The organism is Novacetimonas sp. GS1 (assembly GCF_036686925.1).
GTDB lineage: Bacteria > Pseudomonadota > Alphaproteobacteria > Acetobacterales > Acetobacteraceae > Novacetimonas > Novacetimonas hansenii.
The window spans coordinates 1,066,300-1,093,128 of record NZ_VSZP01000001.1 but is presented as its reverse complement, the minus strand read 5'-3'; the positions used below and the strand labels follow the sequence as shown (position 1 = coordinate 1,093,128).

The 26,829-nt window shown below is 62.7% G+C and carries 23 protein-coding genes and 1 pseudogene; 12 read left to right on the top strand and 12 right to left on the bottom strand.

What is annotated here, in order from left to right; all coding sequences use genetic code 11:
- Positions 1 to 31: 31 nt before the first annotated feature.
- The 4 genes from FYB92_RS05055 to budA all read right to left on the bottom strand — a co-directional run bounded on the left by FYB92_RS05055 (position 32) and on the right by budA (position 6,509).
- Complete coding sequence (locus FYB92_RS05055) at positions 32 to 1,726, bottom strand: alpha-keto acid decarboxylase family protein (protein WP_062809429.1); 1,695 nt, start codon at positions 1,724 to 1,726, stop codon at positions 32 to 34.
- A 322-nt stretch (positions 1,727 to 2,048) separates the two neighbouring features.
- Positions 2,049 to 3,776 carry a D-lactate dehydrogenase gene (dld, locus tag FYB92_RS05050; RefSeq protein ID WP_048858972.1) on the bottom strand — a complete coding sequence of 576 codons (1,728 nt, stop codon included), beginning with the start codon at positions 3,774 to 3,776 and terminating at the stop codon, positions 2,049 to 2,051.
- A gap of 159 nt (positions 3,777 to 3,935) precedes the next feature.
- Positions 3,936 to 5,627, bottom strand: coding sequence for an acetolactate synthase AlsS (alsS, locus tag FYB92_RS05045; protein ID WP_332828308.1), 1,692 nt, complete (start codon positions 5,625 to 5,627; stop codon positions 3,936 to 3,938).
- A gap of 93 nt (positions 5,628 to 5,720) precedes the next feature.
- The gene (gene budA / locus FYB92_RS05040; protein WP_040511091.1) at positions 5,721 to 6,509 is read right to left on the bottom strand and encodes an acetolactate decarboxylase; all 789 of its coding nucleotides are present in this window, start codon (positions 6,507 to 6,509) and stop codon (positions 5,721 to 5,723) included.
- A gap of 370 nt (positions 6,510 to 6,879) precedes the next feature.
- Here budA and FYB92_RS05035 point away from each other — a divergent pair, with 370 nt between their 5' ends.
- Complete coding sequence (locus FYB92_RS05035) at positions 6,880 to 7,311, top strand: hypothetical protein (RefSeq protein WP_040512916.1); 432 nt, start codon at positions 6,880 to 6,882, stop codon at positions 7,309 to 7,311.
- Between the two features lie 175 nt (positions 7,312 to 7,486).
- Here FYB92_RS05035 and FYB92_RS05030 read toward each other — a convergent pair whose 3' ends face one another.
- The gene (locus FYB92_RS05030) at positions 7,487 to 7,816 is read right to left on the bottom strand and encodes a chaperone modulator CbpM (protein ID WP_003622040.1); all 330 of its coding nucleotides are present in this window, start codon (positions 7,814 to 7,816) and stop codon (positions 7,487 to 7,489) included.
- Positions 7,813 to 8,733 carry a DnaJ C-terminal domain-containing protein gene (locus tag FYB92_RS05025; RefSeq protein WP_003622039.1) on the bottom strand — a complete coding sequence of 307 codons (921 nt, stop codon included), beginning with the start codon at positions 8,731 to 8,733 and terminating at the stop codon, positions 7,813 to 7,815. Before FYB92_RS05025 ends, FYB92_RS05030 begins: the two co-directional genes overlap by 4 nt.
- Before the next feature lie 303 nt (positions 8,734 to 9,036).
- On the opposite strand from FYB92_RS05025, the gene FYB92_RS05020 reads away from it, so the two are divergent.
- The 3 genes from FYB92_RS05020 (at position 9,037) to FYB92_RS05010 (ending at position 11,455) form a co-directional block, all read left to right on the top strand.
- The gene (locus FYB92_RS05020) at positions 9,037 to 10,758 is read left to right on the top strand and encodes a Na+/H+ antiporter (RefSeq protein WP_062809433.1); all 1,722 of its coding nucleotides are present in this window, start codon (positions 9,037 to 9,039) and stop codon (positions 10,756 to 10,758) included.
- Positions 10,759 to 10,786: 28 nt separating this feature from the next.
- Positions 10,787 to 11,185 (top strand): hypothetical protein, encoded by a 399-nt coding sequence (locus FYB92_RS05015; RefSeq protein WP_003622036.1) that lies wholly within the window; start codon positions 10,787 to 10,789, stop codon positions 11,183 to 11,185.
- Between the two features lie 69 nt (positions 11,186 to 11,254).
- Complete coding sequence (locus FYB92_RS05010; RefSeq protein WP_139313097.1) at positions 11,255 to 11,455, top strand: hypothetical protein; 201 nt, start codon at positions 11,255 to 11,257, stop codon at positions 11,453 to 11,455.
- On the opposite strand, the gene FYB92_RS05005 is transcribed toward FYB92_RS05010, so the two are convergent.
- On the bottom strand, positions 11,433 to 12,449 hold the full coding sequence (locus FYB92_RS05005; protein ID WP_075625299.1) for an aldo/keto reductase: 1,017 nt from the start codon (positions 12,447 to 12,449) through the stop codon (positions 11,433 to 11,435). The genes FYB92_RS05010 and FYB92_RS05005 overlap by 23 nt on opposite strands.
- A 198-nt stretch (positions 12,450 to 12,647) precedes the next feature.
- On the opposite strand from FYB92_RS05005, the gene FYB92_RS05000 reads away from it, so the two are divergent.
- Positions 12,648 to 13,589, top strand: coding sequence for a DUF2272 domain-containing protein (locus FYB92_RS05000; protein WP_003622031.1), 942 nt, complete (start codon positions 12,648 to 12,650; stop codon positions 13,587 to 13,589).
- Here FYB92_RS05000 and FYB92_RS04995 read toward each other — a convergent pair.
- Positions 13,553 to 14,857, bottom strand: coding sequence for a Hint domain-containing protein (locus tag FYB92_RS04995; protein ID WP_332828307.1), 1,305 nt, complete (start codon positions 14,855 to 14,857; stop codon positions 13,553 to 13,555). The genes FYB92_RS05000 and FYB92_RS04995 overlap by 37 nt on opposite strands.
- The gene (locus tag FYB92_RS04990) at positions 14,854 to 15,012 is read right to left on the bottom strand and encodes a hypothetical protein (protein WP_332828306.1); all 159 of its coding nucleotides are present in this window, start codon (positions 15,010 to 15,012) and stop codon (positions 14,854 to 14,856) included. Before FYB92_RS04990 ends, FYB92_RS04995 begins: the two co-directional genes overlap by 4 nt.
- An 86-nt stretch (positions 15,013 to 15,098) precedes the next feature.
- Between FYB92_RS04990 and FYB92_RS04985 the strand changes: the two genes are divergently transcribed.
- The 5 genes from FYB92_RS04985 (at position 15,099) to FYB92_RS04965 (ending at position 20,748) form a co-directional block, all read left to right on the top strand.
- Positions 15,099 to 16,235: a PAS domain-containing protein gene (locus tag FYB92_RS04985; protein WP_332828305.1), complete on the top strand. Its 1,137-nt coding sequence runs from the start codon at positions 15,099 to 15,101 to the stop codon at positions 16,233 to 16,235.
- 231 nt (positions 16,236 to 16,466) lie between these two features.
- Entirely contained in the window at positions 16,467 to 17,495 is a 1,029-nt protein-coding gene (locus tag FYB92_RS04980) for a cysteine synthase A (RefSeq protein ID WP_332828304.1), read from the top strand.
- A 194-nt stretch (positions 17,496 to 17,689) separates the two neighbouring features.
- Complete coding sequence (locus FYB92_RS04975) at positions 17,690 to 18,409, top strand: response regulator (RefSeq protein WP_003622023.1); 720 nt, start codon at positions 17,690 to 17,692, stop codon at positions 18,407 to 18,409.
- The gene (locus tag FYB92_RS04970; protein ID WP_408902338.1) at positions 18,378 to 20,102 is read left to right on the top strand and encodes an ATP-binding protein; all 1,725 of its coding nucleotides are present in this window, start codon (positions 18,378 to 18,380) and stop codon (positions 20,100 to 20,102) included. The genes FYB92_RS04975 and FYB92_RS04970 overlap by 32 nt, the downstream gene beginning before the upstream one ends.
- 67 nt (positions 20,103 to 20,169) lie before the next feature.
- Positions 20,170 to 20,748 (top strand): YqaA family protein, encoded by a 579-nt coding sequence (locus tag FYB92_RS04965; RefSeq protein ID WP_003622021.1) that lies wholly within the window; start codon positions 20,170 to 20,172, stop codon positions 20,746 to 20,748.
- On the opposite strand, the gene FYB92_RS04960 is transcribed toward FYB92_RS04965, so the two are convergent.
- Positions 20,726 to 20,935: a hypothetical protein gene (locus FYB92_RS04960; protein ID WP_143455987.1), complete on the bottom strand. Its 210-nt coding sequence runs from the start codon at positions 20,933 to 20,935 to the stop codon at positions 20,726 to 20,728. The two genes, FYB92_RS04965 and FYB92_RS04960, sit on opposite strands and share 23 nt — an antisense overlap.
- Here FYB92_RS04960 and FYB92_RS04955 point away from each other — a divergent pair.
- Entirely contained in the window at positions 20,934 to 21,926 is a 993-nt protein-coding gene (locus FYB92_RS04955) for an SDR family oxidoreductase (protein ID WP_003622019.1), read from the top strand. The two genes, FYB92_RS04960 and FYB92_RS04955, sit on opposite strands and share 2 nt — an antisense overlap.
- A gap of 795 nt (positions 21,927 to 22,721) precedes the next feature.
- On the opposite strand, the gene FYB92_RS04950 is transcribed toward FYB92_RS04955, so the two are convergent.
- On the bottom strand, positions 22,722 to 23,621 hold the full coding sequence (locus tag FYB92_RS04950) for a 4-(cytidine 5'-diphospho)-2-C-methyl-D-erythritol kinase (protein WP_192265646.1): 900 nt from the start codon (positions 23,619 to 23,621) through the stop codon (positions 22,722 to 22,724).
- Complete coding sequence (locus FYB92_RS04945) at positions 23,618 to 25,780, bottom strand: tetratricopeptide repeat protein (protein WP_332828303.1); 2,163 nt, start codon at positions 25,778 to 25,780, stop codon at positions 23,618 to 23,620. The genes FYB92_RS04950 and FYB92_RS04945 overlap by 4 nt, the downstream gene beginning before the upstream one ends.
- 3 nt (positions 25,781 to 25,783) lie before the next feature.
- Between FYB92_RS04945 and FYB92_RS15465 the strand changes: the two are divergent.
- Positions 25,784 to 26,663 (top strand): annotated as a pseudogene (locus tag FYB92_RS15465) (uracil-DNA glycosylase).
- Positions 26,664 to 26,829 lie beyond the last annotated feature (166 nt).

Genomic DNA, 26,829 nt, shown 5'->3' with positions numbered 1-26,829 from the left:
CAAACACTCTCTTAACAAAAACTACCCTGAACTACCGATCTTCGGGTGGGCGGGCATTCGCGTTTGCGACGCGGCGTCCCCATGAAATCAGGTCGCTGGTGCAGTCATCACGATCAATGGTGCATTCAATCAGGGTCGGACCTTCACGATTGGCCAGCCCCTTTTCGATCGCCTGCGCAAGTTCGGCGCCTGTCGTCGCCTTCAGGCCAAGGCCCTTGCCGTCCTCGGCGTTAAAGACCTTCATCAGGCCCGCATAATCCCAGTTCTTGACGTTGTTATACGGACCATCATGGATCTGCACCTCGATGGTATAGCCACGATTATTGACCAAGAAAATCAGAACCGGCAGCTTCAGGCGCACCATCTGCGCCACTTCCTGCGCCGTTAGCTGGAACGACCCGTCACCAACCATCAGCACGATGCGACGTTCGGGCTCCGCCACGGCATAGCCGAACGTGGCGGGCACAGACCAGCCGATATGGCCCCACTGCATCTCCAGTTCCACGCGCGCACCATGCGGCAGCTTCATCTGAATGGCGTTGAACCAGGAATCCCCCGTCTCCGCGATCAGGCTGGTTTGCGGTGTCAGGACGCCGCTGATCTGGCGCGCCATTTCCGCGCGCACCAGCGGGGCGGCAGGATCGGCCGCCACAACCGGGGCTGCGGGCCTGTGGATGCGGCGGAATTCCGTGATCGTCGCATCCTTTTTCGGGCGCGTTCCCCACGCTTTCGTCACACCATCCAGCACATCGCGCAGGTGGATGTCGTCATAGGCCACGCCTTCGACACTTACATGCCGCCCATCCGCCACCACGACATTTTCGCCACGCGGCCATGCGGTCCAGCCCACGGTGGAATAATCATTAAAGACCGGGGCCAGCGCGATGATACCATCCGACCAGTCAAAGATCTGCCGCACGCCGGGGCTGCTGACATCGCCCCAGAACGTGCCGACATAGCCGGGATGATCTTCGGGGAAGAAGCTCTTGGCCGCAGCCATCGTCGCCACGGCACAGCCCAGCGCATCGGCAAGGCGGATGGCCGCGGCCTCTGCGCCAGCGGCACGCACGCGACTGCCGATCAGCAGCACGGGCTTCTTGCGGCTGTCGATGAAGCGGGTCAGTGCGTCCACCGCCTGCGCCACACTGGTGGCGTCGGACGGTACCTCGGCCAGTACCGCACTCGCCGGACCTGGCCGGGCGCAGGGCTGGGCGGCGACATTGCATGCGATTTCGATATAGGCGGGCTTCTTCTCCCGCAGGGCCGTGCGGATCGCATGGTCGATCAGGGCCGGCGCCTCCGTCGCGGAGGTGATGGACACCGCAGCACAGGTCAGGCGTTTTGCAATTTCGATCTGATAGGAATAATCCGGCGTGCCGATCGTATGGTGCAGGATATGCCCGCTGCCATGATCGTTCGAATTGGGTGCCCCCGAAATCAGGATGACCGGCAGGTTTTCGGCATATGCCCCGCCAATCGCATTCAGCGCCGACAATGCACCGACGCTGAAGGTCACGACGGCGGCACCCGCGCCATTTGCACGGGCATAGCCTTCGGCGCTGAACCCGCAATTGAGTTCGTTGCAGCAATAAACCTGCCGCAGCCCGTCAATTTCCAAAAGCTGGTCAAGCAGGACAAGGTTGTAATCCCCCGCGACCGCGAAATGATCCTTCAACCCGATCTGGGCAAGGCGCTCGCCAAGGTAATGTCCGACAGTATAGGCCATGTTCGTATCCCTCCGTATTTTTATTGCGGATGGCCCCATGATAGGTCATGCGGCCATGAGGAAGAATGTTCCAGGACAAACATTCACCAGAAAACCATAGGATTTTCTGGTGAATGCTTTTTAAAAATCCACAAAGGACATCATTTTTTTAAAAATGCAATGCCCGGAAACACCCCCCCGACATACCGCTGTGAACGAACCTCTGGCCCGGCGGGGCGCTAGGGCGGATCCTGTTTGAATGCGCGCCTTCAAACAGGTAAAAATGCCCGTAAAAACAGTAAACCGGAGCATTTTCACCGAACCGGTTTTCGGGGGAAATGCTCTAGACGCTTTCGGCGACCCAGTTCCTGCGCTTGGTCGCCTGTCCGATGCCGGGGTTGAAACAGTTGCACGGGTCAAGCTGCTGGTAATGGGCGCGCACGTCGTCGGGTGCGGCATACAGATGACCGAAATTATGTTCCGCCGGGTAACGCGCCCCACGACGGTCCAGCAACGGCAGCATGCGGTGTTCAAGGTCCATGCAGTCATTGCCTTTGCGCACCACGTAATCCTGATGCATCACGTGGCACAGGAAATGCCCGTAATACAGCTTTACGATGATTTCGCGGTCGATCTCCTCAGGCAGGACCTCGAACCATTCGCGGTCGTTACGGCGCAATGCGACGTCAAGGGCGACGATATCCTCTGTCGTGCGGGGATGGACCGCACGATACCGCACGGCCGCACCTGCCGCGGCAAAGCGGTGCAGGAACGCCTTTGCCCCTTCGTCAGGGGTGCATTCGAAAAATTCGCCCTCATGCTGCGCGAAATGACTGTTCAGGAAGTCACGGGCCTCCTGCGCGCCGGATGCACTGACCTTGAGCATCAGGTGATGGGCAAAGCGGTCGCGGTAATCACGCATCCGACGGGGCAGATGGTTGGGGAAAAAATGGCTCATGAACTGCATGAACCGGTCGGTAAAGTGCGACGGCATGAACCCCATGCGGTCAAACAGGCGATCGAACCTGGCCTTCATCGCAAACAGCGCGGGCAGCCGCCGCGTGCCCAGCATGCGAATGACAAGGAACGTGTCCTTGCCGTATTTTTCCGCGATGTTGAACGCATCACGATGCAGGTATTCCCCCGCGATCGGCAGTTCGGAAAACGCACCCAGCACATGGCGGCGCACATCCTCAAGCACGTCGGTCTGGTTCGTGCCGATATAGAAGACGACGGGATTCTTTTCCGCCTCGAACGTATCAAGGCGCACGGCGAACAGGCCCAGATGCCCGGCACAGCCCGACCCTTCGTGCAGGCGACGCAGATCGGCATTATAACGCGCGGGGGTATCGGCATCGATATCGCGCACATGACGCGCATAATCATCGTCATGCCCACGCCCGGCGTTCCAGTTGATGCTGGCGTCGGGGAATGCGCCCTGTTCGGCGCGGGCCAGGATGTCTTCCGCATCGGTGCCAAGGTCGATGCCAAGATGGTTGACCAGGTGCAGGTCCCCAGCCGCATCGACCTGCGCATACAGCGCCATGTCGGTATAGGCGGGGCCACGGCGCACCAGCGCGCCACCGGAATTGTTGCTGACCCCGCCAAAGACGGAGGCGCCGATGCATGACGAACCGATCACCGAATGCGGCTCCCGCCCCAATGGCTGGAGCATGCCTTCGAGTTGATCGAGGGTCGCACCCGGCAGGCAGACGACCTGCTTTCCCCCACCAATCAGGTGGATGGTGCGCATGCGCATGCTGTTGACGATGACGACGTCACGGTCATATTTGTCGCCATCCGGGGTCGATCCCCCCGTCAGGCCGGTATTGGCGGCCTGCATGATGACGATCACGCCCGCCTTTACACAGGCCTGCAACACGCGCCATTGTTCCACCAGCGTGCCGGGACGCACCACGGCAAGGGCGCGCCCCTGCCCAAAGCGGAACCCCCGGCGAAAGGCCAGCGTGGCGCCGGGATCGGTCAGGACATGCGCGTCGCCCACAATCGTGCGGAACGTGTCGATCAACTGCCCTGTGGGTGCGGATGTATCATGCGCCATTGTCAGCATTCTTCTTGAAATCTCCCATCCTGTACATGCGCCACGCACACGCCCCCCCGATATCGAAAGGCCGGTGCGCGAGCGCAGGCACATCATGCAGTGTGCCACGTCCGACACATGCGCGGACAGGTATAAAACACCGGTTTTCCATGTCCATGGAAACCGGCATCAGGCGGCGGCCGATGTTTCGCCCAGGCGCGCCAATGGCTGCATCAGCAGGTGGTTGTGCGAATAATCAACCGGAATGGAAATGACGACCGGCCCTTCCGCCTCCATCGCCGTGCGCAGCGCACCTGCGATTTCATCGGCACTGCGGATCGTAATGCCCCGCGCGCCGCATGAACGCGCGAACATCGCAAAATCGACCGGCCCGAAATCCACGCCCGACCCACGGCCATATTTCTTGCGTTCCTGCATTTCGACCATATTGTACTGCTGATCAACCCAGACCAGATGGACAAGGTTGCATTTCAGCCGCACCGCCGTTTCCAGTTCCATGCACGACATCATGAACCCGCCATCACCGGATACGGAAATGACCTTCTGCGCCGGGTTAAGCAGGCTTGCTGCGATCGCCCATGGCAGGCCGACGCCCATCGTCTGCTGCCCATTGCTGATCAGCATCTGACGCGCACGGAACGACAGCAGGTAACGCGCCAGCCAGATGTGGAACGTCCCCATGTCAAGGCACATCGTCACGTCCGGCGTCACGACTTTTTCAAGTTCACGCACGATCTGCAACGGATGGACCGCCGTGTTGCTGGTGCTGCGGGCTTCCAGCAGGTCGCCACGACGCTTGGCATGGTAATCGCCGAGGATTTCCTCAAGCGTGGTCGCGCGCGCCAGCCTGCCCACCTTTGCCGTCAGCGCCGCCACACTGGCTGCGACATTACCGATCAGTTCAACCGCAGGCACGTAATGGGTGTCGAGTTCGGCCGCCACCACATCAACATGGACGATACGGCGCGCGTCATCGACATTCCACAACCACGGGTCATATTCGATCGGGTTGTAACCGATGGAGATGACGACATCGGCCTCATGCAGCAACCGATCGCCCGGCTGGTTGCGAAACAGGCCGACACGACCGCCGAAACGGTCGGCAAGATCGTGCGAGACCGCGCCCGCCGCCTGATAGGTGCCGATGACCGGCACACCCGCCCGTGCGATCAGGCCCCGCACGGCCTGCGCCACATCGGGACGGCTGGCAAGCAGGCCAAGCAGGATGACCGGGCGCTGGGCCTTTTCAATCAGGGCGGCGGCCTCTGTCACGGCATCGTCGGCGGCGGCCCCCGCATCGGGCAGTGGACGCCCCGCCAGCACCGGGCCGGAAGCCGGCATCGACAGGATGTCCATGGGCGTGCTGACGAACGAGGCCCCGGGGCGCCCCTGCTCTGCAAAGCGCAGGGCGTTGGCCACCACTTCGGACACCGCGTTGGGCGATGTGATTTCCGCGCTGTATTTCGTGATCGGCTGGAACAGGGCGACGGTGTCCATGCTCTGGTGCGTCAGCTTCAGCCGATCCGCCAGCTTTACCGCGCCACCGATCGCCAGCACCGGGTCGCCTTCCGAATTGGCGGTGGCAAGGCCGGTCACGAAATTCGACGCCCCCGGCCCCGATGTCGCGATGGCGATACCCGCACGGCCCGTAATGCGCCCGATGCCCCCCGCGATGAAGGCCGCGTTCTGTTCATGGCGGGTTACAACCGTCTCGATCGGGGAATCCACCAGCGCATCAAACAGGCGGTCAACCTTTGCCCCGGGGATGCCGAATACATGGGTCACGCCATGTTCAACCAGGTTGCGCACAATCATGTCGGCCCCACACTGCGTGGTGGCCGATCCTGCCTTGTCTGTCATATGACCGTTATTCCTGTAACGGGTGCGCCCGGCCCAAGCATGGTGGGGCGCAATTTACGGGTAATACAGTAAAAGGTGGGGTAAAACCCTGCCTTAACCGCCTTCTGCCACGCGAATGGCCTCATGGATATTTTCAGGCGTCAGGTTCGCCTTTGCGAACTGTTCGGTACGCGGAAGCTGGATTTCAACGTCGGAAATGATCCCGACCTCCAGCCGCCCCTGACGGACACGGTAATCGGTCACATGGCCACCACGCTTTCCGTCCTCGGTCAGGAAATGCAGGTGATAACCCGCGACATTGACCCCCTGCATATAGGGCGGCGTGCGAAAGCCGAGCATCGTGCCGGATGATGAGCCAAGCTGCATCGTGGGCTGGCGGCTGACCACATCCAGCATCGGGGGATAGGGATGGCACTGGCAGAAGACGGTGCGTGTCTCCACCTTTTCAAACAGGCCGGTAAAGCGCACGGCGGCGAACAGGTTGGGATTGTCCACCAGGCGGTTGACGATCTCCTCGAACGCGTCCTTGTCGCACGGCGTGTCGATCACATATTCCTTTTCCGGTTGGAAAAAGGTGACGCAGGCGAACGGTGTCTTGAGCGAACCCGGCACGCGCCCGGCCTGCCCGTCGGCACGGAACTGGTGGACGACGCTGTCATTGACGATCATCTCGCCATCAAGGGCGTTGAAGGTGCCAAGGCCGAAATTGCCATGCACCAGAAGTTCATCAAGCGTGGTTTCACCGTCATAGACCGCATCAAGCAGCGCCGCCATGGTGGACGTCTGGTACAGCCTGTTGCGACGGGGGCCGAGACCGGCGCCACCACCCAGCGCGCCGGACCGGGACTCGATCTCGCCGACCGATTGGCATCTGAATTTCAAACCATGTCTCCCGCATCAGATCACGGCGGCCGCCTGCGGGCCGGACACCGGATAATTCCTTATGTGCGCAGATGGTGAGGCAGCCCGACCCAATCGTCCAATATATATTTATGCCATTTTCCATATATGAAACATATGGCACATCGCCCCCTATCTTTGCCGTCCCGGCATCGGGATATGCACGACGCGCAGGCATAACCCATGTAAAAACAAAATATTCGCGATATTTTTCCTATCATGAATGACGGCATGCGAAATATTCACGCCATGGGCCGTGCGGCCATTCCCGCCGGGGCGGACATCCCGCCTTGCCCGATGGCCGCGCGCCCGCCATTGTTGGGGCATAACGTTATTGGAAACTGGATACCTGATGACAAAGCCACTTCGCATTGCCGCCTCCGCCCTCGTACTTTCGGGCCTGCTGGCGACCGGGACGCAGGCCCTCGCTGCCCCCGCCGCCGCCACTGCCCCCGCGCCGGAGGCCACGCAGGCGGCCCATCCCGTGGCCGACTTTCTTGGGCCATGGTCATCCCTGGGGCTTGCGCCGCTGACGATCACGGCGGGCAAGGCATCCGGGGGCGTCACGCCGCTGGAACTGAAACTGCCCGCACCGCTGGAGAAACTGACAGGCCTTGTCGGGCGCACATTCATCCTGCGCCAGGTTGATGGCACGACACTGCATTCCGTCAATGACGACCCGGAAGTCAGCTTCACCCTGACCTCCCAGAACAGCGCGCTCCTCAAGATGAAGGGCAAGAAAGCTGGACAGGTCATGAACCTGCCACTCAGCCGCGCGGACTGAACATCGCGGACATTTCCGCAACCGGGTGGGGACGGCATATGGGAATGCCCCATGCCACACAGCCCGGCCCCACCATGAAAAAACCCCGGCCATGCATCGCACGGCCGGGGTTTTTTCATATATCCGCGCGGCAATATATCCACGCGACCGGGCTTTCGCCTTCAGTCTGGCATCTTCAGTCTGGCATCATGCCCATAAGGCCACGCAACTTGCTGCGCAGCTCATTTTCACGCGGGATGCTCAATGCCTCACGCAGGCGCAGCATCTGGCGGCGTGAAGCATAAAGCTGATCGAGCAGCGACAGCACGATGGGCACCCCTTCCTCGTTCACGCCAAGGTCATGGCGCAGTTCGCGGATCAGGATGGCCCGGGCCTCGTCAATCTCACGGAACAGGTAATGGCCGGGCGCACCTTCGGGACGCAGCCATTCACTGTCGATCCAGTGCTGGATCTCGTCCGCGGGAACGCCACCCACCCTGATGCACAGGGTTTCAAAATTGATCATGACGCACCATCCCCCTTCCTGTCATCCTGCCCCCCTTCGGGGTTCCATGATTTCAAGAAGGTCTCGAACGCCGTATCGACCTTGCCGATCATGACCTGCAATTTGACATACAGGTTTCCCGCTTCCTGCCCGCCATGCGCCTTTACCCCACGCCCACGCAGGCGCAGCACGCTGCCGGTATCGGAATGGGGGGGGACGTTCATCTTGACCGGGCCTGCGGGGGTGGGCACCGTGATGCTGCCGCCAAGGACGGCGGTTTTCACGTCGATCGGCAAGGTGGAACGGACATCGTTGCCATCGCGGGTATATACGGCATCGGGCATCACCGAAATGGTGATCAGCGCATCGCCCGCGGGACCGCCCTGGAACCCTTCGTCGCCCTTGCCACGCAGGCGCAGAACCTGCCCGTCATTGATACCCGGCGGGATCTTTACATCCAGCGTCGCCCCACCAGGCAACGTCACGCGCGATGTACCGCCATTGACGGAATCAATAAAACTGACGGTCAGGGCATATTGCCGGTCCTCGCCCTTCATCGGGCCTTGCGGGCGACGGCGGAAGCCACCGCGCTGACCGAACATGCCGCCGAATATGTCGCCAAGGTCGTCTTCGGAAAACTGTCCGCCGCCATAGAAATGGCCCTGCCCGCCTTCGGCATGGTTGCGGTATCCACCGCCGCCGAAACCGCGTTCCTGCCCTTCCGCGTCGATTTCACCACGGTCAAAGCGCGCACGCTTTTCCTCGTCAGACAGCAGGTCATTGGCCGCCCCCACCGCCTTGAACTGCTCTTCCGCGGCCTTGTCGCCGGGGTTGAGGTCAGGGTGGTGCTTTCTGGCCAGCTTGCGATAGGCCTTGCGGATTTCGTCCTGGCTGGCGGTACGCGCCACGCCAAGTACCTCGTATGGATCTTTACTCACGGTTGGGTGTCATTCCTCCGGGTCGGGCCGAACATGTCCATTGCGGGCCACATGGCAGGCCGACCCGCGCTGCCTGCCTGATGACCGCTTGTATCATGATAATGGGAAGCCCGCGCGCCATGGTCAATGAAGGGCACAGGCAAAAGCGCATGTCGATGGTGCAGAATATTGCGGGCTGCATATCAGGTAGATCAAAATAACACCTCAGGTCGGGTGGAAAATAAATCTTTTGTTGTTTTACTCCACACAGGTATTATTTTATTGTATCAATAAAAATATCAATACAGAAGATATCCCCCCAATATGCATGTTGTCTTCCTCACGCTGGCATTACTGACGGTCAGTGGCATCAGCAGCCTGATTTCACGCATCGGGCGCATTCCTGTCCCGCTTCCACTGATCCAGATCGCGATCGGGGCGGTTGCGGCCCTTGCGGGACTGAAGATCGGGTTCGATCCCGACATGTTCCTGCTGCTGTTCATCCCGCCGCTGCTCTATGCCGATGCCTATCGCATGCCAATGCGTGAATTCGGGGAGCTGCGGAATGTCATCATCATGCTTGCACTCGGGCTGGTGGTGTTCACGACGCTGGGATGCGGGTATTTCATCCACTGGATGATCCCCCCCATCGCCCTGCCTGCCGCCTTTGCGCTGGCGGCGGTGATGTCACCCACCGACGCGGTGTCGGTCGGCAGCATGATCGAGGGCGGGCGCGCCCCGGCGCGCGTGGTCCATATCCTGCATGGTGAGGCGCTGCTTAACGATGCCTCGGGGCTTGTATGCTTCAAATTCGCGGTGGCGGCGGCGATGACGGGCATCTTCTCGTTCCAGCAGGCACTGGGCAGTTTCATGTTCATGTCGGCGGGGGGCATCATCATGGGGGTGCTGATCGCATGGGCGGCATGCCGGGCGGAACATGTGCTGCTGGTGCGCGGATATGACGACCCGCCGACGCACATCACGCTGGCGATGATGCTGCCGTTTGCGATCTATCTGATGGCGGACGCGATGGACTGTTCAGGCATCCTCGCCGCCGTGGCGGGGGGCATGACGGTCAAGTTCACCGGCGTGATGAACGAGGCACGGACCGAAACCCGCCTGAAGGCCACGACCGTGTGGGACATGGTCAACTTCACCTTCAACGCGGTGATTTTCCTGCTGCTGGGGCTACAGCTTCCCGACCTTGTGACCGAGGGCGCGCGCATCGCACGCCAGGGCGGGGTGTCGCCATGGTTCCTGATCCTTGCCATCATTGCGATCCAGCTTTCGATGAGCATGATGCGCTTTGTATGGATCTGGGTTTCCATCACCGCGCGCCGCCTGTTCGCGCATGTGCGCCACCGCCAGACGGTCATTCCCTCTGCCCGCACGGTGTTGATCATGACGGTGGCGGGCACGCGCGGGGCGATCACGCTGGCGGCGATCCTGTCGCTGCCGATCGCGACCGCGACGTCCGCGGGCTTTCCGGGGCGCGACCTGCTTGTGACACTGGCGGCGGGGGTCATCATCTGCTCGCTTGTGCTGGCAAGTGTGACGATGCCACCGCTGATGGCGGGAATGCAGACGGACGAGGACGACCCCGCCCTGCGTGAACTGGACGCCATGCGCATCGAACTGGCGCAGACGGCGGTGCAGACGCTGCATGCCGAACAGGCGGCGCTGGCGCATCATGAAATCGACCATGACGCGGACGAGGAAACGGTGGACCTGAAGCAGGAGGCGATTTCACGCCTGCTGCATGAATATCAGGACAGCCTGAAACGGCTGGACAATACCGCCGCCGCGCAAAGCGGCATCCGCGCGACGGCCATCCGTGAAAAGCGCGCAGAACTTGCCCTGCGCTTCCATGTCATCCGTCACATGCGTGAGCGCCTGCACCTGCGTGTGATGCAACGTCGCATCAATGACGAAACGGAGGCGACCATCAACCAGGAACTTGATTTTATCGAACAGGAACTCCAGATCGAGGCACACTCCCTTCCCCGGCAGGCCGCCGGGGATCATGCGGATACCGCCGCGCACTGACGCGCCCCGATACCAAGGAGACCCGTGGATGACGACCGCCCTGTGCCTGCCCTTCCGCCACCGCGCGCGTGCGCTGGCCGCCGCCATGGCGGTGCTGGTGATGTTCCCCCTGCTTGCCGGTGCGGCGGATGCGCGCGACCACAGTTTCCATATCCCCCACCGTTCGCACGCGCCCTCCCCCTATGGCAACGTGACGGGGTATGAACCCGCGCTGGACAAGAAAAGCCCCGAATATATCAAGACCGCGCAGGTGTGCGAAACCACGTCCGCCATGGGGATGTATGCCACCACCACGGCCAAGCAGATGTCCATGAACCGCACCGATCACCGGCGTTTTTATGCACAGTGCATGGTATCGCACGGGGCGTGGCATTCACTTGCGCAATCGGCCGGGGGCGACATGGGCGGGGATGACAGCATCCGGTAGGGCCGCGCCCATCAGGTGGGGAACACCCCAAGCCCCCACCCCAGCAATAACAATCCCAGCCGATAACGCATGAAGGTTTTTGGTGAAGATTTTTCTAAAAAGCTTCAGAAGACGCCGCCTTTTTTGAAAAAAGGCGGCACCCGGAAACCCTTCACGACCCTGAAAGGGGGCGCATTCTGGAAACAGGACGCCCCCCGTGACACTTTTACTTTTTATCAGTGGGTTGGGCTCGGCCTTTGCTCCCGGCTCACCGCCCCGGCGGGGCCATGAATTCCGGTCCCACCGGATCGCGCACCGTGCGCACCAGGATCGCGTCGATATCCTTGCGGTCCTGTTCCGACAGGCTCCAGCCCAGCGCATCGCGGACACCTGCGATCTGTTCCGGCTTGCGCGCGCCCCACAGGGCGATGGTCGGTCCCTGGTCCAGCACCCAGCGGATCGCCAGCGCCAGCAGCGATTTGCCATGGCGTTCGCGCGCGAAATCACGCAACGCCGCCACCGCCGCCAGATATTGCGCAAAACGCGGGGGCTGGAATTTGGGATCGCTGCCACGCAGGTCATCACTGCCGAACTTTGTCTCTGGCGTCATGCGCCCCGACAGCAATCCCCGGCACAGCGGGCCATAGGCCAGCACCGCAAGGCGGTTTTCGATGGCATAGGGCAGGATGTCGCGTTCGATTTCACGTTCGAACAGGTTATAGGGCGGCTGAATGGCCGACAGGGGGGCGAATTTGCGGAATTCCTCGATCTGCGGGATGGAGAAATTGCTGACACCCAACGCCAGCACCTTGCCCTGCGTCACCAGTTTTTCCAGCGCGCGTGCCGTCTCCTCCATCGGTACGGCGGTATCGGGCCAGTGGACCTGATACAGGTCGATATGGTCCGTGCGCAGCCGACGCAGGGACTCTTCTATTTCCTTGTTGATGCGGGTGGCCGACGTATTGCGGAACGGTTTGTGATCGTCATGCCAGTCAAGGCCAACCTTGGTCGCGATCGCAACCTTGTCACGCCGACCGCCCGACAGGGCCTCGCCCACCACTTCCTCCGAATGACCAAAGCCATAGACGGGGGCGGTGTCGATCAGGTCGATCCCCACGTCGAGTGCTTCGTGGATTGTGGCGATGGCCTGACGGTCATCAGGGCCACCCCACATCCATCCGCCAATCGCCCATGTGCCCAGCGCGATGCGCGCCACGGGCCGTTTCAGGCCGGGAACGATAAGGGTATCCGCCGTTGTCGATGCCCCTGCTGTTGCGCCTGTCATGCGGTTTTCCTTTGCCATGTGAATGGAATGGGCTGAATGTTCCAAAATAACCCATTGATAAAGATAACAATGGACGGATCACACCAACACCCCCTGATACAGGATTGGGCCTTTTGGGCATGATCGCAAGGCAGGGGGAATGCCACCGGCCGGGGCGCTTTCCCCTTTTCGCATCGGGCGCCGCACCGTATGGATGGAATGGGACTGACGACGCCATCGCGCCGTAACCTGATGGAGGAGACCCCCCGCGTGCTGCGCAAGATTGCCTTTCTGCTGCCCCTCGCGACCCTTGGGGCGTGTGCCCACGGCACGCTGCACCATCCCGCGCGCACGCCGGTGGCGCAATATCCGGCCGGGGCGGGACCGCTGGCGGTGGATACGCATGTCCCCGATTTCGCCACACGGAATTTTGAACCCTTCACACGGCAGAACACGATCGCCATTGCCCTGCGCGAATGGCGCATGTTCGGACAGCCCGTCAGCGATGACGACCCGGAACAGCGTCCCGAACCCACCATCGCCGCCGTCAAGCCCGAACGCACCGCCGGGATGTGGCAACGCGTGGGGGAATATTGGTGGATCGGCCAGGACCCGGGGGAGAAGGAAAGCGCATGGACCGGCAAGCATGATGAAAACGGGCGGGTCACGGACTTTGTCCATGACGGGACATATGCGTGGTCGGCGGCGTTCATTTCCTATGTGATGCGGGTTGCGGGGGCGAATGACCGCTTTGCCTACTCCCCCAACCACGCCACCTATATCAATGCCGCCGCCGCACATACGGAAAAAGGCGTACGGGCCCGCAACCCCGATACCTATGCCCCGCGCCTGGGCGACCTGATCTGTGTCGGGCGCGGGGCCAGCCGGGCCGTGCGCTTTGCCAACCTGCCCACGGCCCAGCCCTTTCCCGCGCATTGCGGGCTTGTGGTGGCGATGGACGACAATGCCCCGCCCTTTGGCCATCAGATCAGCATCATCGGCGGCAATGTGGATGACGCGGTCTCCATGACCCATGTGCCAGTGGACCGGCACGGGCGACTGTCCAGCCATCGCGGCGGCAGTGTTGACCCGCGTTATCCATGGTGCGTCGTGCTACAGGTCCTTTATGACGCGGACGCAGCCGCACCCGATACGCAGTGACGCACGCCGCCACCCCCGCGCACATGGCGGGCGGCGGCGGTTTCAGGCCGGAAGATACGCAGAGGCGGCGCGGGCAGGACCCAGCACTGGCTGACGGCGGGATCATATTCAACGCACACCACGATATCGTGCCCGCGCGTAGCCCGCCGCTTTTCCCCTGCCGTGGTGGCGGTATCCTGCATGAGGATGTCGCGCCACAGGTCGCATGGCAGGGACAGCACGCCCTTTGTCCATCGCCATGAGACGCCCTCCCCCCCGGCACCTTCGCCATGCACATCAGGCAGGGGCGGGATGTGAAAGCCTGCGGCGATACGCGGGTCCGAAAGGTCCACCGCCGTCATACGCACACCATCGCCAAGCGTGATGCGCTGCACCGCAAGGCCCAGCGCACGCCGGTCATCGCAGGTGGCCCAATCCGCCGGGACGAAAGTGCGCGACACCATGCGCACATGCCGCGCGGTGGGCGCAAAAGTGAAACGCGCCACACCATCCCTGACCGCCACCCTGTGGCGGCGGCCGTCAATCATCGCATGCACGTCCATGCAGGTGGTGACACGCCACCCCATGTCCTGCGCCCGCCCCACCAGCCCCGCGCGCCGCGCCGCGACAAGCGGGCCGCGCGTCGTCAGGACCGGCGGCAGCCCCTCCGTGGGAGTCTGCGTCATGCCCACACCCACCGGTAACCCGTTGGCAAGCACCACGTCAGCATGATCCAGCACGATCCCCCAACATTCCATCACACCACCGGGAACGGTGGCGATGGTCGCACCATTGGTCAGTTCGCGTGCGGGGACCAGTACCTCGTCATGCATGCAGTATCCCACTGCCATATCCGGCAGCACGATCAGGTCGCGTGCGGGCCGTCCGCGCGCGCAGGCATGGGCGGCGATATGGACAAGGTACGCCCCCTCCCGCCCGGCAGGGGGACGATGCGCCGCGATCAGGCCGATCCAGCAGATGCGTCGCACCTGCCCTGACACCGCCAGGACGCAATCCCCCGGACCAAGGCTTTCCACCGGCACATCGCCCGATGGCGTGCGCAGCAGCGTGCCGGGAATGAACCCGCAGGCCCGCGACGCCATGCGCGCCGCGCCGCGTGGCCACGTGGCGGGGGATGGGGAGGGTACGTCCATGCCGCCGGGAATGCCGCCGGGGATACCTCTGGACACGTCATCAGGCCCACCCTCGGGCCGGTCGCGGTCCCGACATGGCATGCCGCCGGTGGCCATCTGCACGGACTGGCCCATTGCCGGAACGAAAAGCGTCATGAATTCCCCACATGCCTGCATGCCATCACGGTGGCGGAAATGGCGGCAGGCATGGCGCCCCGACCGTAACATGGCCATGACGCCCCGTACCGCAATGTGACACCGCCCGGATCGGCGCGCAGGATGCAGGCCGCCCGCCGCACAGAATAGTCCATGGATGTGGCTGGACATGAAAATCAAAAGCTGTATTACATATATGTTTATCTTTTTCGTATAAGATCACCCTGCGAAGGTTTCGCCAATGCTGTCCGATGCCGTCAACACGGTCATAGGAGACATCTACCGCTGCGCACTGGATGACAGCCTGTGGCAGCCCACCCTGCTTGCCCTGTCACGCGTAACGGGGGGCGTGGGGGCGGCAATCATGCCGCAGGAAATCCAATCCCCCCTGCGGTTCGGTTCCTCGCGCATTCCCGAGGCGGATCACATATATTACAGCCATATGTGGCAGCATGATCCCTATCGCATCCACCTGTCACGACAACCCTCACCACAGGGGGAGCTTTCGGACACGTCCTTCGTCAGTGACGCGGACATGGCCCACAGCCCGTATTATCAGGACTTCCTGAGAAAATTCGACGCCAGCCGGACCAACCGGTTCTATTTCGACACGCCCGGCCTTCCACGGTTCGCCCTGTCGATTCAACGCCCCCTTGGCCATCCGCATGAAACGCCCGACGAACGCAGGCTGCGCCTGATGCTGGGGCAACATGTCTGCCGTGCCCTTGCGATGTCCGTGGCACAGGGCCGCACCCGTGCCTTCGCCCACGGCTTTCGCGAAATCTGTCATCGCATGCCAACGGCCGCCGCCGTACTCGACCATGACGGGCGCGTCCTATTCATGAACGACGCCATGGAACGCGTGCTGGGCGACGGGGTGTCATATATCGACGGGCACATCATCTGTTCGCATCGCGCAAGCCAGCGCCAGCTTGACAGGTTGCTGCATGACACGCTGCATGCCGCCACCGGCCCCGAACATATCACCGGACACATCACCGGACATACTGCCGGGCATGCATCTGAATATTTCGTGTCCGTACACTGCCCCTCCGGCCGGCCACTCCTTGCACGAGCAATCCCGCTCATGCCGGAACATACGGGCCAGCCTGCATACCCGATGGCCCTGCTGGCGTTCCACATGCCGGGCGCTGACATCGCCGACATGACGCAGGCCCTGCGGCTGCTGGGCCTCAACAGCAGCGAGGCACGACTGGTGCAGCAGATGTCCAACGGCCTTTCGATCAAGGAAGCGGCACGCGCACTGGGCATTTCAGACCATTATGCCCGGTCCATGCTGCGCCATGTCTATGAAAAGCTGGAGGTGAACAGTCAGGGCAAGCTCGCGGCTTTTGTGCGCGACCTGCCCACACAGTAATCCCACACAGTAATATCCACGATAAATACCCTACCCCGGCATGCCGCGCGCGCCTGACGCCCATGGCGGCACACAGCGTCAGGCGGAGGAGGCCGGAAAAAACCGGGCATCTTGGTTTCAGGCGTGCATTGGGGCACATTGGGGCACTGCACGCGCGCCCCATCCCATGACAGATGGAGATGGCGGGGCGCGCACCCTGTCGCACCCAACAGATCCGAAGGTTCAGTCCCGATGACCGAAAGTCCCGCCCCCATCCACCCCACCACCAGCGCGGGCATGACCGACGCGATCGGTCACACGCCGCTGATCCGCCTGCATCGCGCGTCCGAGGCCACAGGATGCGAAATCTTTGGCAAGGCGGAGTTCATGAATCCCGGCGGATCGGTCAAGGACCGCGCGGCCCTTGCCATCATCAACGACGCGGAACGGCGCGGTGTCCTGAAACCTGGCGGCACGGTGGTCGAAGGCACGGCGGGCAATACCGGCATCGGCCTGACGCTGGTGGCGAATGCGCGCGGCTACCGCTCCATCATCGTCATGCCAGAGACGCAGAGCCAGGAGAAAATCGACTTCCTGCGCATGATCGGCGCGGACCTGCGCCTTGTCCCGGCCAAGCCGTTTCGTGATCCCGGCAACTATGTCCATGTCTCGCGTCGTCTGGCGGAAGAAACGGGCGCGGTCTGGGCCAACCAGTTCGACAACCTTGCCAACCGCGACGGCCACCGCCACACCACCGGCCCCGAAATCTGGGACCAGATGGGCGGGCATATTGACGCCTTCACCTGTTCATGCGGGACGGGCGGCACGCTGGCGGGCGTCACGCTGGGGCTGGAGGACCGGGCCCGTGCGGCAGGTGTCGCGCGCCCGCGCATCGTGCTGGCTGATCCCGAAGGTTCCGGCCTGTATGGGTGGGTCAAATCGGGGGACCTTTCGATCTCCGGCTCGTCCATCACCGAAGGGATCGGGCAGTCACGCGTGACGGGCAATCTGGAGGGGCTGCATTTCGACGACGCCGAACGCATTCCCGATGCCGAAGCCCTGGCGCAGATCTATGAACTGCTGATCCATGAGGGGCTGTCGGTTGGCGGGTCCGCGGGCATCAATGTCGCCGCCGCCATCCGCGTCGCGCGCGCCATGGGGCCGGGCCATCGCATCGCCACCATCCTGTGCGATGGGGGCGCGCGATATCAGTCCAAGCTGTTCAACCCGGAATTCCTGCGCACCAAGCAATTGCCGGTGCCGTCATGGCTTGACAAATAAAAGGCAGGACGAAAATAACATACTGATATATAACAATAAAAATACCATTCCGCCGCATTTTCGGGCTTGTCTGAAAAAACATTGGCAGACATTTCCATGGTTTCAGGCAGCCCCCGCCGGGGCTGCCTTTCTTTATTGCAACGGAGTGAAACAGCAGGTGTGAAACGGGTCGGTTTCGTCTAGGATACGGTCCCATGGACCTATTGCCGCATATCCTGATTGTCGATGATGATCGCGAGATAAGGGAACTGCTCGCCCGTTTCCTCGAACGCAATGAACTGCGCGTCACCACTGCGCGCGACGGGCAGGAAACGCGCCGCAAATGGACCGGCGGGCATTACCAGCTCGTGATCCTTGATCTTATGCTGCCGGGGGAAAGCGGGCTGGACGTCGCACGCTGGCTGCGTACGCAGGCAGATGTGCCGATCATCATGCTGACCGCGATGAGTGATGATACCGACCGGATCATCGGGCTGGAACTGGGCGCGGATGATTACGTGCCCAAACCCTTCAACCCGCGTGAACTGCTGGCGCGCGTCCGCGCGGTGTTGCGCCGGGTGAACGACAACCCAGACCCACGCAGCGTGCCCGCACGCAGGCTCATGCGCTTTGCGGGATGGGAACTTGACACCGTGCGCCGCCGCCTGCTGAACCCGACCGGGACGGAGGTGCCGTTGACGGGCGGGGAATATGACCTGCTGCTGGCCCTGCTTGAACGCGCCAACCGGGTGCTGACGCGCGACATGCTGTTCGACATGTTGCGTGGACGGCAGGCGGGGCCGTTCGACCGCGCCATCGACGTGGCCATCAGTCGCCTGCGGCGCAAGCTGGAGGATAACGGCCGTAATGCGCAACTGATCAAGACGGTACGGGGCGGCGGCTATGTCCTGGCGGCGGAAATCGAACGGACCTGACCTGTTGCATGGCGCTGCCCCACCGCCCCTGATCCATCCTGATGACATCGTGCCCGTGCCCGAAACACCACCGGGGCGCATGGGGCGTCTGCGCGCGCTGCTGGGCCGGCTGCGCCCTCCCTCCCTCGCCGCACGGACCAGCCTGCTGCTGATCTGCGGGCTGGGCGTGATCCAGGCGGGTGGCCTTGCGATCCATGCGCTGGACCGGCTGGATTTCGACCGCCGCATGCTGGAGGAGCAATACCATACCGAAGTAATCACCCTGTATCGCGGGATTGTGGAAACCGCGATGGACCATCGTGATGCGGAACTGGCGTCGCTGCACATGCCGCCCAGTTTCCATGCCGAACTGACACCGGGGCCGGAATCGGACATGATTGACGGCCTGATGCTGTCACAACATGGCGAACGCCGCATGGCCCGGATGGACAGCCCATGGGGTGGCGCCCCCCCTGAACAGGCCCCCGGCGGCGGTCCGGCACCGCCGCCGGGCGGCGCGATGGAGGAAGGGGACGACCGCCATGGGGGCGCACCCGCATCGCGATGGCGCGGACACGGTGGCGAAGGGGGGGGCGGTGGCCCACAGGCCTTTGGTGGCGGCCGCAGCCCATGGGGTGGACCGCCATGGGGGATGGGGCCGCAATGGGGCGGGGGACCACCGCTGCCACCGAACCTGCGCCCGCAACAGGTCATGGTCTCCCCCTCCAACCGGGAGGGACGGCAACGCGCGATCGCCTTTCTGCTGCCGGATGAACATCGCTGGCTGACGATCCATTACACCCTGCGCCGGCCCAGCATATTCCGCTCCCCCACATTTCCGATCGCCTTCATCCTGATGACGGTGACGGGTGACATCCTGATCCTGTGGGGGGTGCGCCGCCTGATCGCACCGGTCGGCACGCTGGCGGCGGCGGCAGAGGCGCTGGGCCGTGACGTCAATGCCCCCCCCATGGCAGAAGACGGCCCGCAGGAGGTCGCGCGCGCGGCGATGGCGTTCAACACCATGGCCCGGCGCATCCGCCGGTTCCTGTCGGATCGCACGCTGATGCTGACGGCCATCGGCCATGACCTGCGCACCCCGATCACGCGCCTGAAACTGCGTGCGGAGTTCATCGAGGACGAGGACATGCAGCACCGATTCCTGGCCGACCTTGACGAGCTGGAAGCCATGGTGTCGGCCACCCTGTCCTTTGGCCGTGATGCGGAACAGCGCGAACCGATGCATGCGCTGAACCTGACGATCCTGTTGCAGACCATCCTTGACGAAGCGGCGGAAACCCATCCCGACCTGGCCGACGGGATCGGTTTCAGCGCCGACCCGCCCGACGTGACGATCCATGCCCGCCCCGTTGCACTGAAACGTGCGCTCAACAACCTTGTGATAAATGCCATCAAATATGGCGGCAACGTGCGCGTGACCCTGTTCCCGCCCGAACCCGGCGACCGCCATGACCCGGACGAAATGGTGACGCGCCTGTGGATCGAAGATGATGGGCCCGGCCTGCCGCCAGAGGATCTTGAGCGCATGTTCGACCCCTTTGTCCGCGCGGAAGACAGCCGTAACCGCGAAACCGGCGGGACCGGACTGGGCCTGTCGATTTCACGCAACATCATCTGGGGGCTGGGCGGTGACATACGCCTTGGCAACTGCATCCCGCATGGATTGCGTGTGACCGTCACACTTGTCTGCTAGGGTGGTCGGCCACGGCGCGCCATCCCCACTCCCGTCCCGGCGGCCATAAGTTGCGGGCACCTGATCCATGCTTGACCGGCTTTACGCACGCACGCTCCACCTGTCCGCCAGCCGGCATGCGCCGCTGTGGCTGGCGCTTGTCGCCTTTGCCGAGGCCAGCGTCTTTCCCCTGCCGCCGGACCTGCTGCTGATCCCCATGGTTCTGGCACGACGCGATCAGGCATGGCGGCTGGCGGCGTTGTGTACCGCCGCCAGCATCTGTGGCGCGGTGGCGGGATGGTATATCGGGGCCTTCCTGCTGGATTATATCGCAATGCCGGTCGTGCGCTTCTATCACGCGCAGGCGACACTTGCGGGGTTGCAGGCGCGGTTTCGCGAATGGGGGGTATGGATCATCCTCATCAAGGGCCTGACCCCGATTCCCTTTAAATTCGTGACCATCGCCAGCGGCGCCTCCCACCTGGCACTTGGGCCGTTCCTTGTGGCGTGTGCGATCACGCGCGGGGTGCGGTTTTTCGCGGTTGCCGCCCTGCTGCGGCGGTTCGGCGCACCGGTGCAGGCCTTTATCGAACACCGCCTGCCGCTGGTGGCCGGTGCGTTCGCGGTGCTGGTCGTGGGGGGATTCATTGCGTTGAAATATGTATGATGCCCCCCACCGTCACGATATCGCAGCCGCCATGCCATCCGCCGGATATGCTTTGGGCGCGCACGCATGATACCATGCCCGCAACGGATACCATCAACCGGACCATCCCGCGCCGCCGCCCCGCCTGATACGGGTCCGGCCACCGGGGGCCATCCACCATCATTACCATTACGGAGCCATTTTTCATGCCGCAACAGGTTGCTGTCATTACCGGAGCCGGGGCCGGCATCGGTCGCGCCACCGCACGCACCCTTGCACGCGCCGGATGCGATATCGCCCTGATCGGGCGCAACCGGGACCGGCTGAGTGATGCGGCGGCGGAATTGCAGGCACTGAACGTGCGTACCCACATCGCCTGTGCCGACGTATCGGACGCAGCCGCACTCGACACCGCAGCGGAGGAGATCGAAAACGCCCTTGGCCCCATCACCATATGGGTCAACTGCGCCGGGGCGGGTGTGCGCGGGCAACTTGCCGAGATCACACCCGATGAAATCCGCCGCGCGACCGAGGTGACATATCTTGGCACCGTCAATGGCACACGTTCGGCCCTGCTGCGGATGCGCAGGCGTTCTTATGGCACGATCGTCAACCTTGTGGCGCTGGCGGGCCTGCGGCCGCCGCCGCTGCAATCTATCGAAAATGGCGCGCGCGCCGCGATCCGCACATTTTCCGAAAGCCTGCGCCCCGAACTTCTGCATGATGGGGACCGCATCCACATCGCGCTGGTGCATCTGCCGTCGATCAACACGCCGCATTTTTCATGGACGCGCAACCATACCGGCAAACGGCTGAAACCGATGGGCCCGGTATATGAACCCGAAATCGCGGCAGAGGCGATCTGCCGCGCCGCGTTCGGAAAATATCGCGATATCTGGGTTGGTACATCAGGCGTCAAATCGTGGGTGATTTCCACCTTCCTGCCCGGCCTGTCGGACCGGTGGCTGTCCAAGGGCGGATATGCGAAACAGATGGAAAAGGTCGCGGTGGAAGGCAACGAACCCGATGACCTGTTTGGCACCGTCGCCGGGGCCTATGCCGCGCATGGCCGGTTCGACATGATAACGCGCAAGGGCGTGCCGCCACTGCTGACATCACGCCATGCACAGGTGGGCACGGCCATTGCCGCCGCAGGCTTCGCGCTGATGCTGGCGGTGCGCTGCCGTCGCCGGGGATAAACCCGTAACAACGCCATAAGCCTCTGATAATATAGCCCATAAAATGGCCCCCTGATAAACCGGATCTGGGGCTGGGATACCCCCCAACCAGATCCGGGCAGCCGCCCCGAGCAGTACCAAGGGCCGCAGCCGCGTGCATGCTGGCACCTACAGGCCCCATCGCGCGTGTCCCCTGTGGTGGGGACCGTGACCTTCAGTCATTGCCTGATTACATCCGGCCACGCGCCCTCATGCACTCATCAAGAAGGTCTGGTGAAGCGGTTTTGGGGAACACGGCGATGGCGCAAGGGAGTGTTGGGCAACACTCCCCTTGGTAAACATGACACGATTCCGGGTGCTACCCTTTTTCAAAAAGGCAGCCCTGCCATGAAGATTGTTGAAAAAAGCCTCACCCAAACACGTTTGTTATTTGGGTTGGGCCATTTCCCCTGTTCTTTTCAGAGCCTGTTTGAAAAGTCAGGATCGATAACATCATGAAATTATAAAGGTTTTTTGGTGAAGCTTTTTCCAAAAAGCTTCACAAGACGCCGCCTTTTTCGATCAAAAGGCGGCATCCAAAAACTTTTATTTTTATCAATGAGTTATTTCCAAATACTCTTTTAGGGACTTCTTGAAAACAAACCGTTGATGAATAATAGAAAAATATTTTCGGTGTTGCCTTTCGATTAAAAAAGGCGACATCTTTCGAAGCTTTTTGGAAAAAAGCTTCACCAAAAACTTTTATTATTTCACGCTTTTATCGGACCTGGCTTTTCAAACAGTCTTTTAAATACTCCTATTGGATCGGCCTGATTTTCAGGCGGCGCGCCCGCCACGATACAGATCCCCCGCCCAGACCCACCATCCCGGGCGTTCCACCACATCGCGCGCATGTTCGGCGGCCTGTGGCGTATCGAACAGGGCAAAGCAGGTGGCGCCAGATCCGCTCATCCGGGCAAAGCGGCAACCGGGGGCGGCGCGCATGGCCGACAGGACCTCGCGAATCGTGGGACAGACCGCACACGCCGCATCCTCCAGATCATTGCTCAGTTCCGACAATGTCCCCACCATCTGCGACAATGTCTCCCACCGTGCGGGCAGGTCCGGGGCGGGACGGAATCCCCCCTGCCGCGCACGGAACACGGCCGGGGTGGAAACGCTCATCCCGCAATTGACCAGCATCATCCCGCATTGCGGCAATGCAGGCGCGGGACGCAGGATTTCACCAATCCCACTCATACGCGTGGGCACCTGGTCAAGGCAGACCGGAACATCCGCGCCCAGGGCGGTTGCAATCCGCACCAGTTCATCGCGCGGCACCGTCATCCCCCATGCCCGCATCACAGTGCGCAGCGCGGCTGCGGCATCAGCCGACCCACCACCGATTCCCGACGCCACCGGCAGATCCTTGTGCAGCACGGCGTCAAGCGATGGCAGGCCATCCGCCGCAGCCCCTGCGCGCGTGCGCAGCGCGTCGGCGGCGCGGATGACAAGGTTGGTGGCGTCATCGCCGCACAATCCCGCACCGAACATCCCGTCGATCCGCAGCCCGAGCGCACCGCCACGTGCCTGCGCGACCTCCACATCCAGCACATCCGCCGCCCCGGCAAAGACCGCCACACTGTCAAGCAGGTGATATCCGTCCGCGCGGCGTCCGGTCACATGCAGGTAGAGATTGATTTTCGCATGCGCCGATTCGCTCTGGGTTGCCGTCACTTGTGTGCTCCGTCCTTCTTGTCACCTGCTGGCCCGCTGCCATCAGGGGCCGTGGCCTTGGTATCTGGATTTGGTCTGGGATTGGGGGATGCCGCCTCTCCCACCGCCGGAACAGACCCGGAAGCCGGAGGGGACGCCACGCGCGATGTCGTGGCACTGACACCGGCACTGGCGGCGGGCGATGGCGATGGCGTGATGCGCAGGTCCGCTGGCGCCACCGCATGGGCAGGCGGGTGCGCCGCCGCCTGTGACGTGGCATAGGCAAGGGCGGCCGCAATCTTGCGCTGGTCTGGCGGGTCAGGATGGAACTGCGCCGCGTCCTGCCACGCATTCACCGCCTCCAGCCTGCGGCCCGACACCCAGTAGGCCACGCCAAGATGGTAATTGATCGCCGGGTCCTGGGGTAACTGCTCCGCCGCGCGCTCCAGCAACACCAGCCCCTCGCCCACATGGCCAAGGCGCAGTTCGACCCAGCCCACGCTGTCGCGGATCTGCCCGTCATCGGGCGACAGGGCAAGTGCGCGGCGCAGGTAATCTTGCGCCGTCGCCGGGTCGTCGCCATGTTCCACCATGGAATAGCCAAGGTCGTTAAGGAGTTCCGCCTCATTCGGGGCCATGCGCAGCGCCTGCATCAGCCCGGCCTTTGCATGTTTCCAGTCCCCAACGCGGTCATAGGCAATCGACTGTCCGAACAGGACACGCCAGTCATCCCCCTCCAGCGTGCCGGACAGCGCCAGCGCACGGGTATAGGCCGACAGGGCCTCGCGCCATTTACCCTGCCCCAGCAGGATATCCCCCATGTCGCACCACAGGGTCCGGTCAGCAGGCGCATCACGCAGCAGGCCGCGAATGATCCGTTCCGCCTCCGCCCGGTGGCCAAGCGCCATGTCGAGTTCGCCTTCCTCCGCACGGATGACAACGGCCATCGGGTCATTGGGCGAAACCTCCGCCAGGACGTCGATCGCCTGCTGGTTCTCGTCCTCCGCATGGAACAGGGCGGACAGGAGTATCCGCGCCTCCGTATTCGCGGGGTCCAGCATCAGCGACAGGCGCAGCATCATCTGCTCCGTACTGCGCAGGGTGGTGATGTCATGGTCATGGGCGGGATGGTCCTCGCCCGGTTTGGGCGGCGGGGTCTCCGCATTGTTCTGCTGGTCCATCAGCAACGCGAGGAGGCCATACGCCTGCGCCATCCCCTGCTGCGGGCTGGTAACGACCGGCCGGCCCAGTGCGGCAACCAGCGCGGGCCGCGCGGGTTCCAGCGCCGCCATGGCCGCGATCTTCGCCGCGATCATGTCACGCGCCTGCGCTGCCTTCCCCTGCCGGTAAAGCCAGTGGGTCAGTACCCGCGTGGTGAACAGATCCCCACCCGACATGTCCAGCGCGCGGCGATACAGCGTATCGGCACGCATGACCTGACCGCCCATTTCCGCAATCAGGGCGGCATGCAGCGTGTAATACCCCCCCAGCAGATGATCCGCCTGCGCAGCCGCCAACGCCACAAGCGCATCGTCCGTGCGGCCCATCCCCTGCAACGCCCATGCCCGCAACAGGGGACGGACGATGCGCATGATGGGGTCGTCGGGGGCCTTTTCATAATGCGACAGCGCCCCGGCCCAGTCCGACGCGACCGCCGCCGCGTTGCCCATCACCAGTTCGGGCACCACGCCGGACGGCTGCTGGCGTGCCAGGCGGGCGGCGTCCGGGCTGCCGGCCAGGATGGAATACAGGAACGCACGTTCGACAAAGGGGCGATAAGATGGGGCAAGCTGCGCCGCGCGGGTAAAGGTGCGCGCGGCCTCTGCATTGTCACCTTCGCTGGCCGCGACGGTGGCGACCAGTACATTTGTCGCAAGGCTCTGCGTCACGGTGGGGGTGCCTGCCGGGCCGTGGGGTATGCTCACGGGGGCGGCGGCACGCGTTTCCCGGTTGGGAATAATGCCAAGCAGCGGTACAACAGCGCCAAGCAGTGCGAGACGCCAGAAACGGGAGGACAGCATGAAACCAGAATCTAGCGTGTGTGCGGCGCGATGCCAAATCCCGCGCGGCCGCACCGTGCCTGTCACCACTCCTGCCGCCACTTCTGTCGCGATGTCTGCCGCGATGCCCGTTGCCGTGCCTGTCGCCGCGAATGCCCTGCCTGTCCGGGATGTATCCATCCGATGACCGATTCCCTGTCCCTGTTGCAACTCTATGTGGAATGGGGCGCGGACGAAGCGCTGTCCCCTGTTCCCGTGGACCGGCTGGCCCAGCCCCAGGCCAAGCCACCCCCCCCCATACAGCGTGCGCGGGATGAGGAACATCACTTTTCACGCTCCCCCCCCTCCGCCCCCGCTGTCCGGCCATCACGCCCTGCCCCGCCGCCATCGGCGGCGACCACCGCCGAACTGGCCGCAGCCGACGCGCGCGATCGCGCCGCGCGCGCCACCACGGTGGAGGAACTGCACATCGCCATGGCGACGTTCGGGCAATGCGCCCTGCGTGATACCGCAACCCATACCGTCACCCCACAGGGCAGGCCCGGCGCGCATGTCATGGTGGTGGGCGAGGCCCCCGACGCGGACGAGGACCGCGGCGGCATGGCGTTCTGTGGGGAAACGGGAAAGCTGACAGACCGGATGTTCGGCTCCATCGGGTTGTCGCGCGATGACCTGTTCCTGGCCCCGGTCATCGCATGGCGGCCACCGGGGGGGGCGTCCCCCCTCGGCCATGGAGCTGAAGTCATGCCTGCCATTCCTGCAACGCCTGATTGTGCTGGCGCGGCCACGTCGTCTGATCCTGATGGGCAACATCCCCGTCGCGCTGCTGACGGGGGAGCGCATAACGGCGGCGCGGGCACGCGGTCGATGGCGCGATATCACCGTGCCTGAAAACCTGTCCGCCACAGGCAACAATTCGGCGGTTCCCCACGTTATCCCCGCGCTTCCGATGCGCCATGCACAGCAGTTGCGCGCCAGTCCGACAGCACGTCGCGACGCATGGAAAGACATGCTGGAGTTACGCAAAACGTTACAGGAGGACGGTTACAATCATGACGCGTAATCATGATATATTAACAGAACGCAATCCATTAACAGCAGGTATATCAACCTGCATTTCATCGCATGTTTTCAAGGATATATTTCGGGTTCCATAACTGTTGTGAAATCTTATTGATAAGCACCCGACGTAATTGGGTTGCTTTCTTGGGCGCAAGGCCCTAAACCCC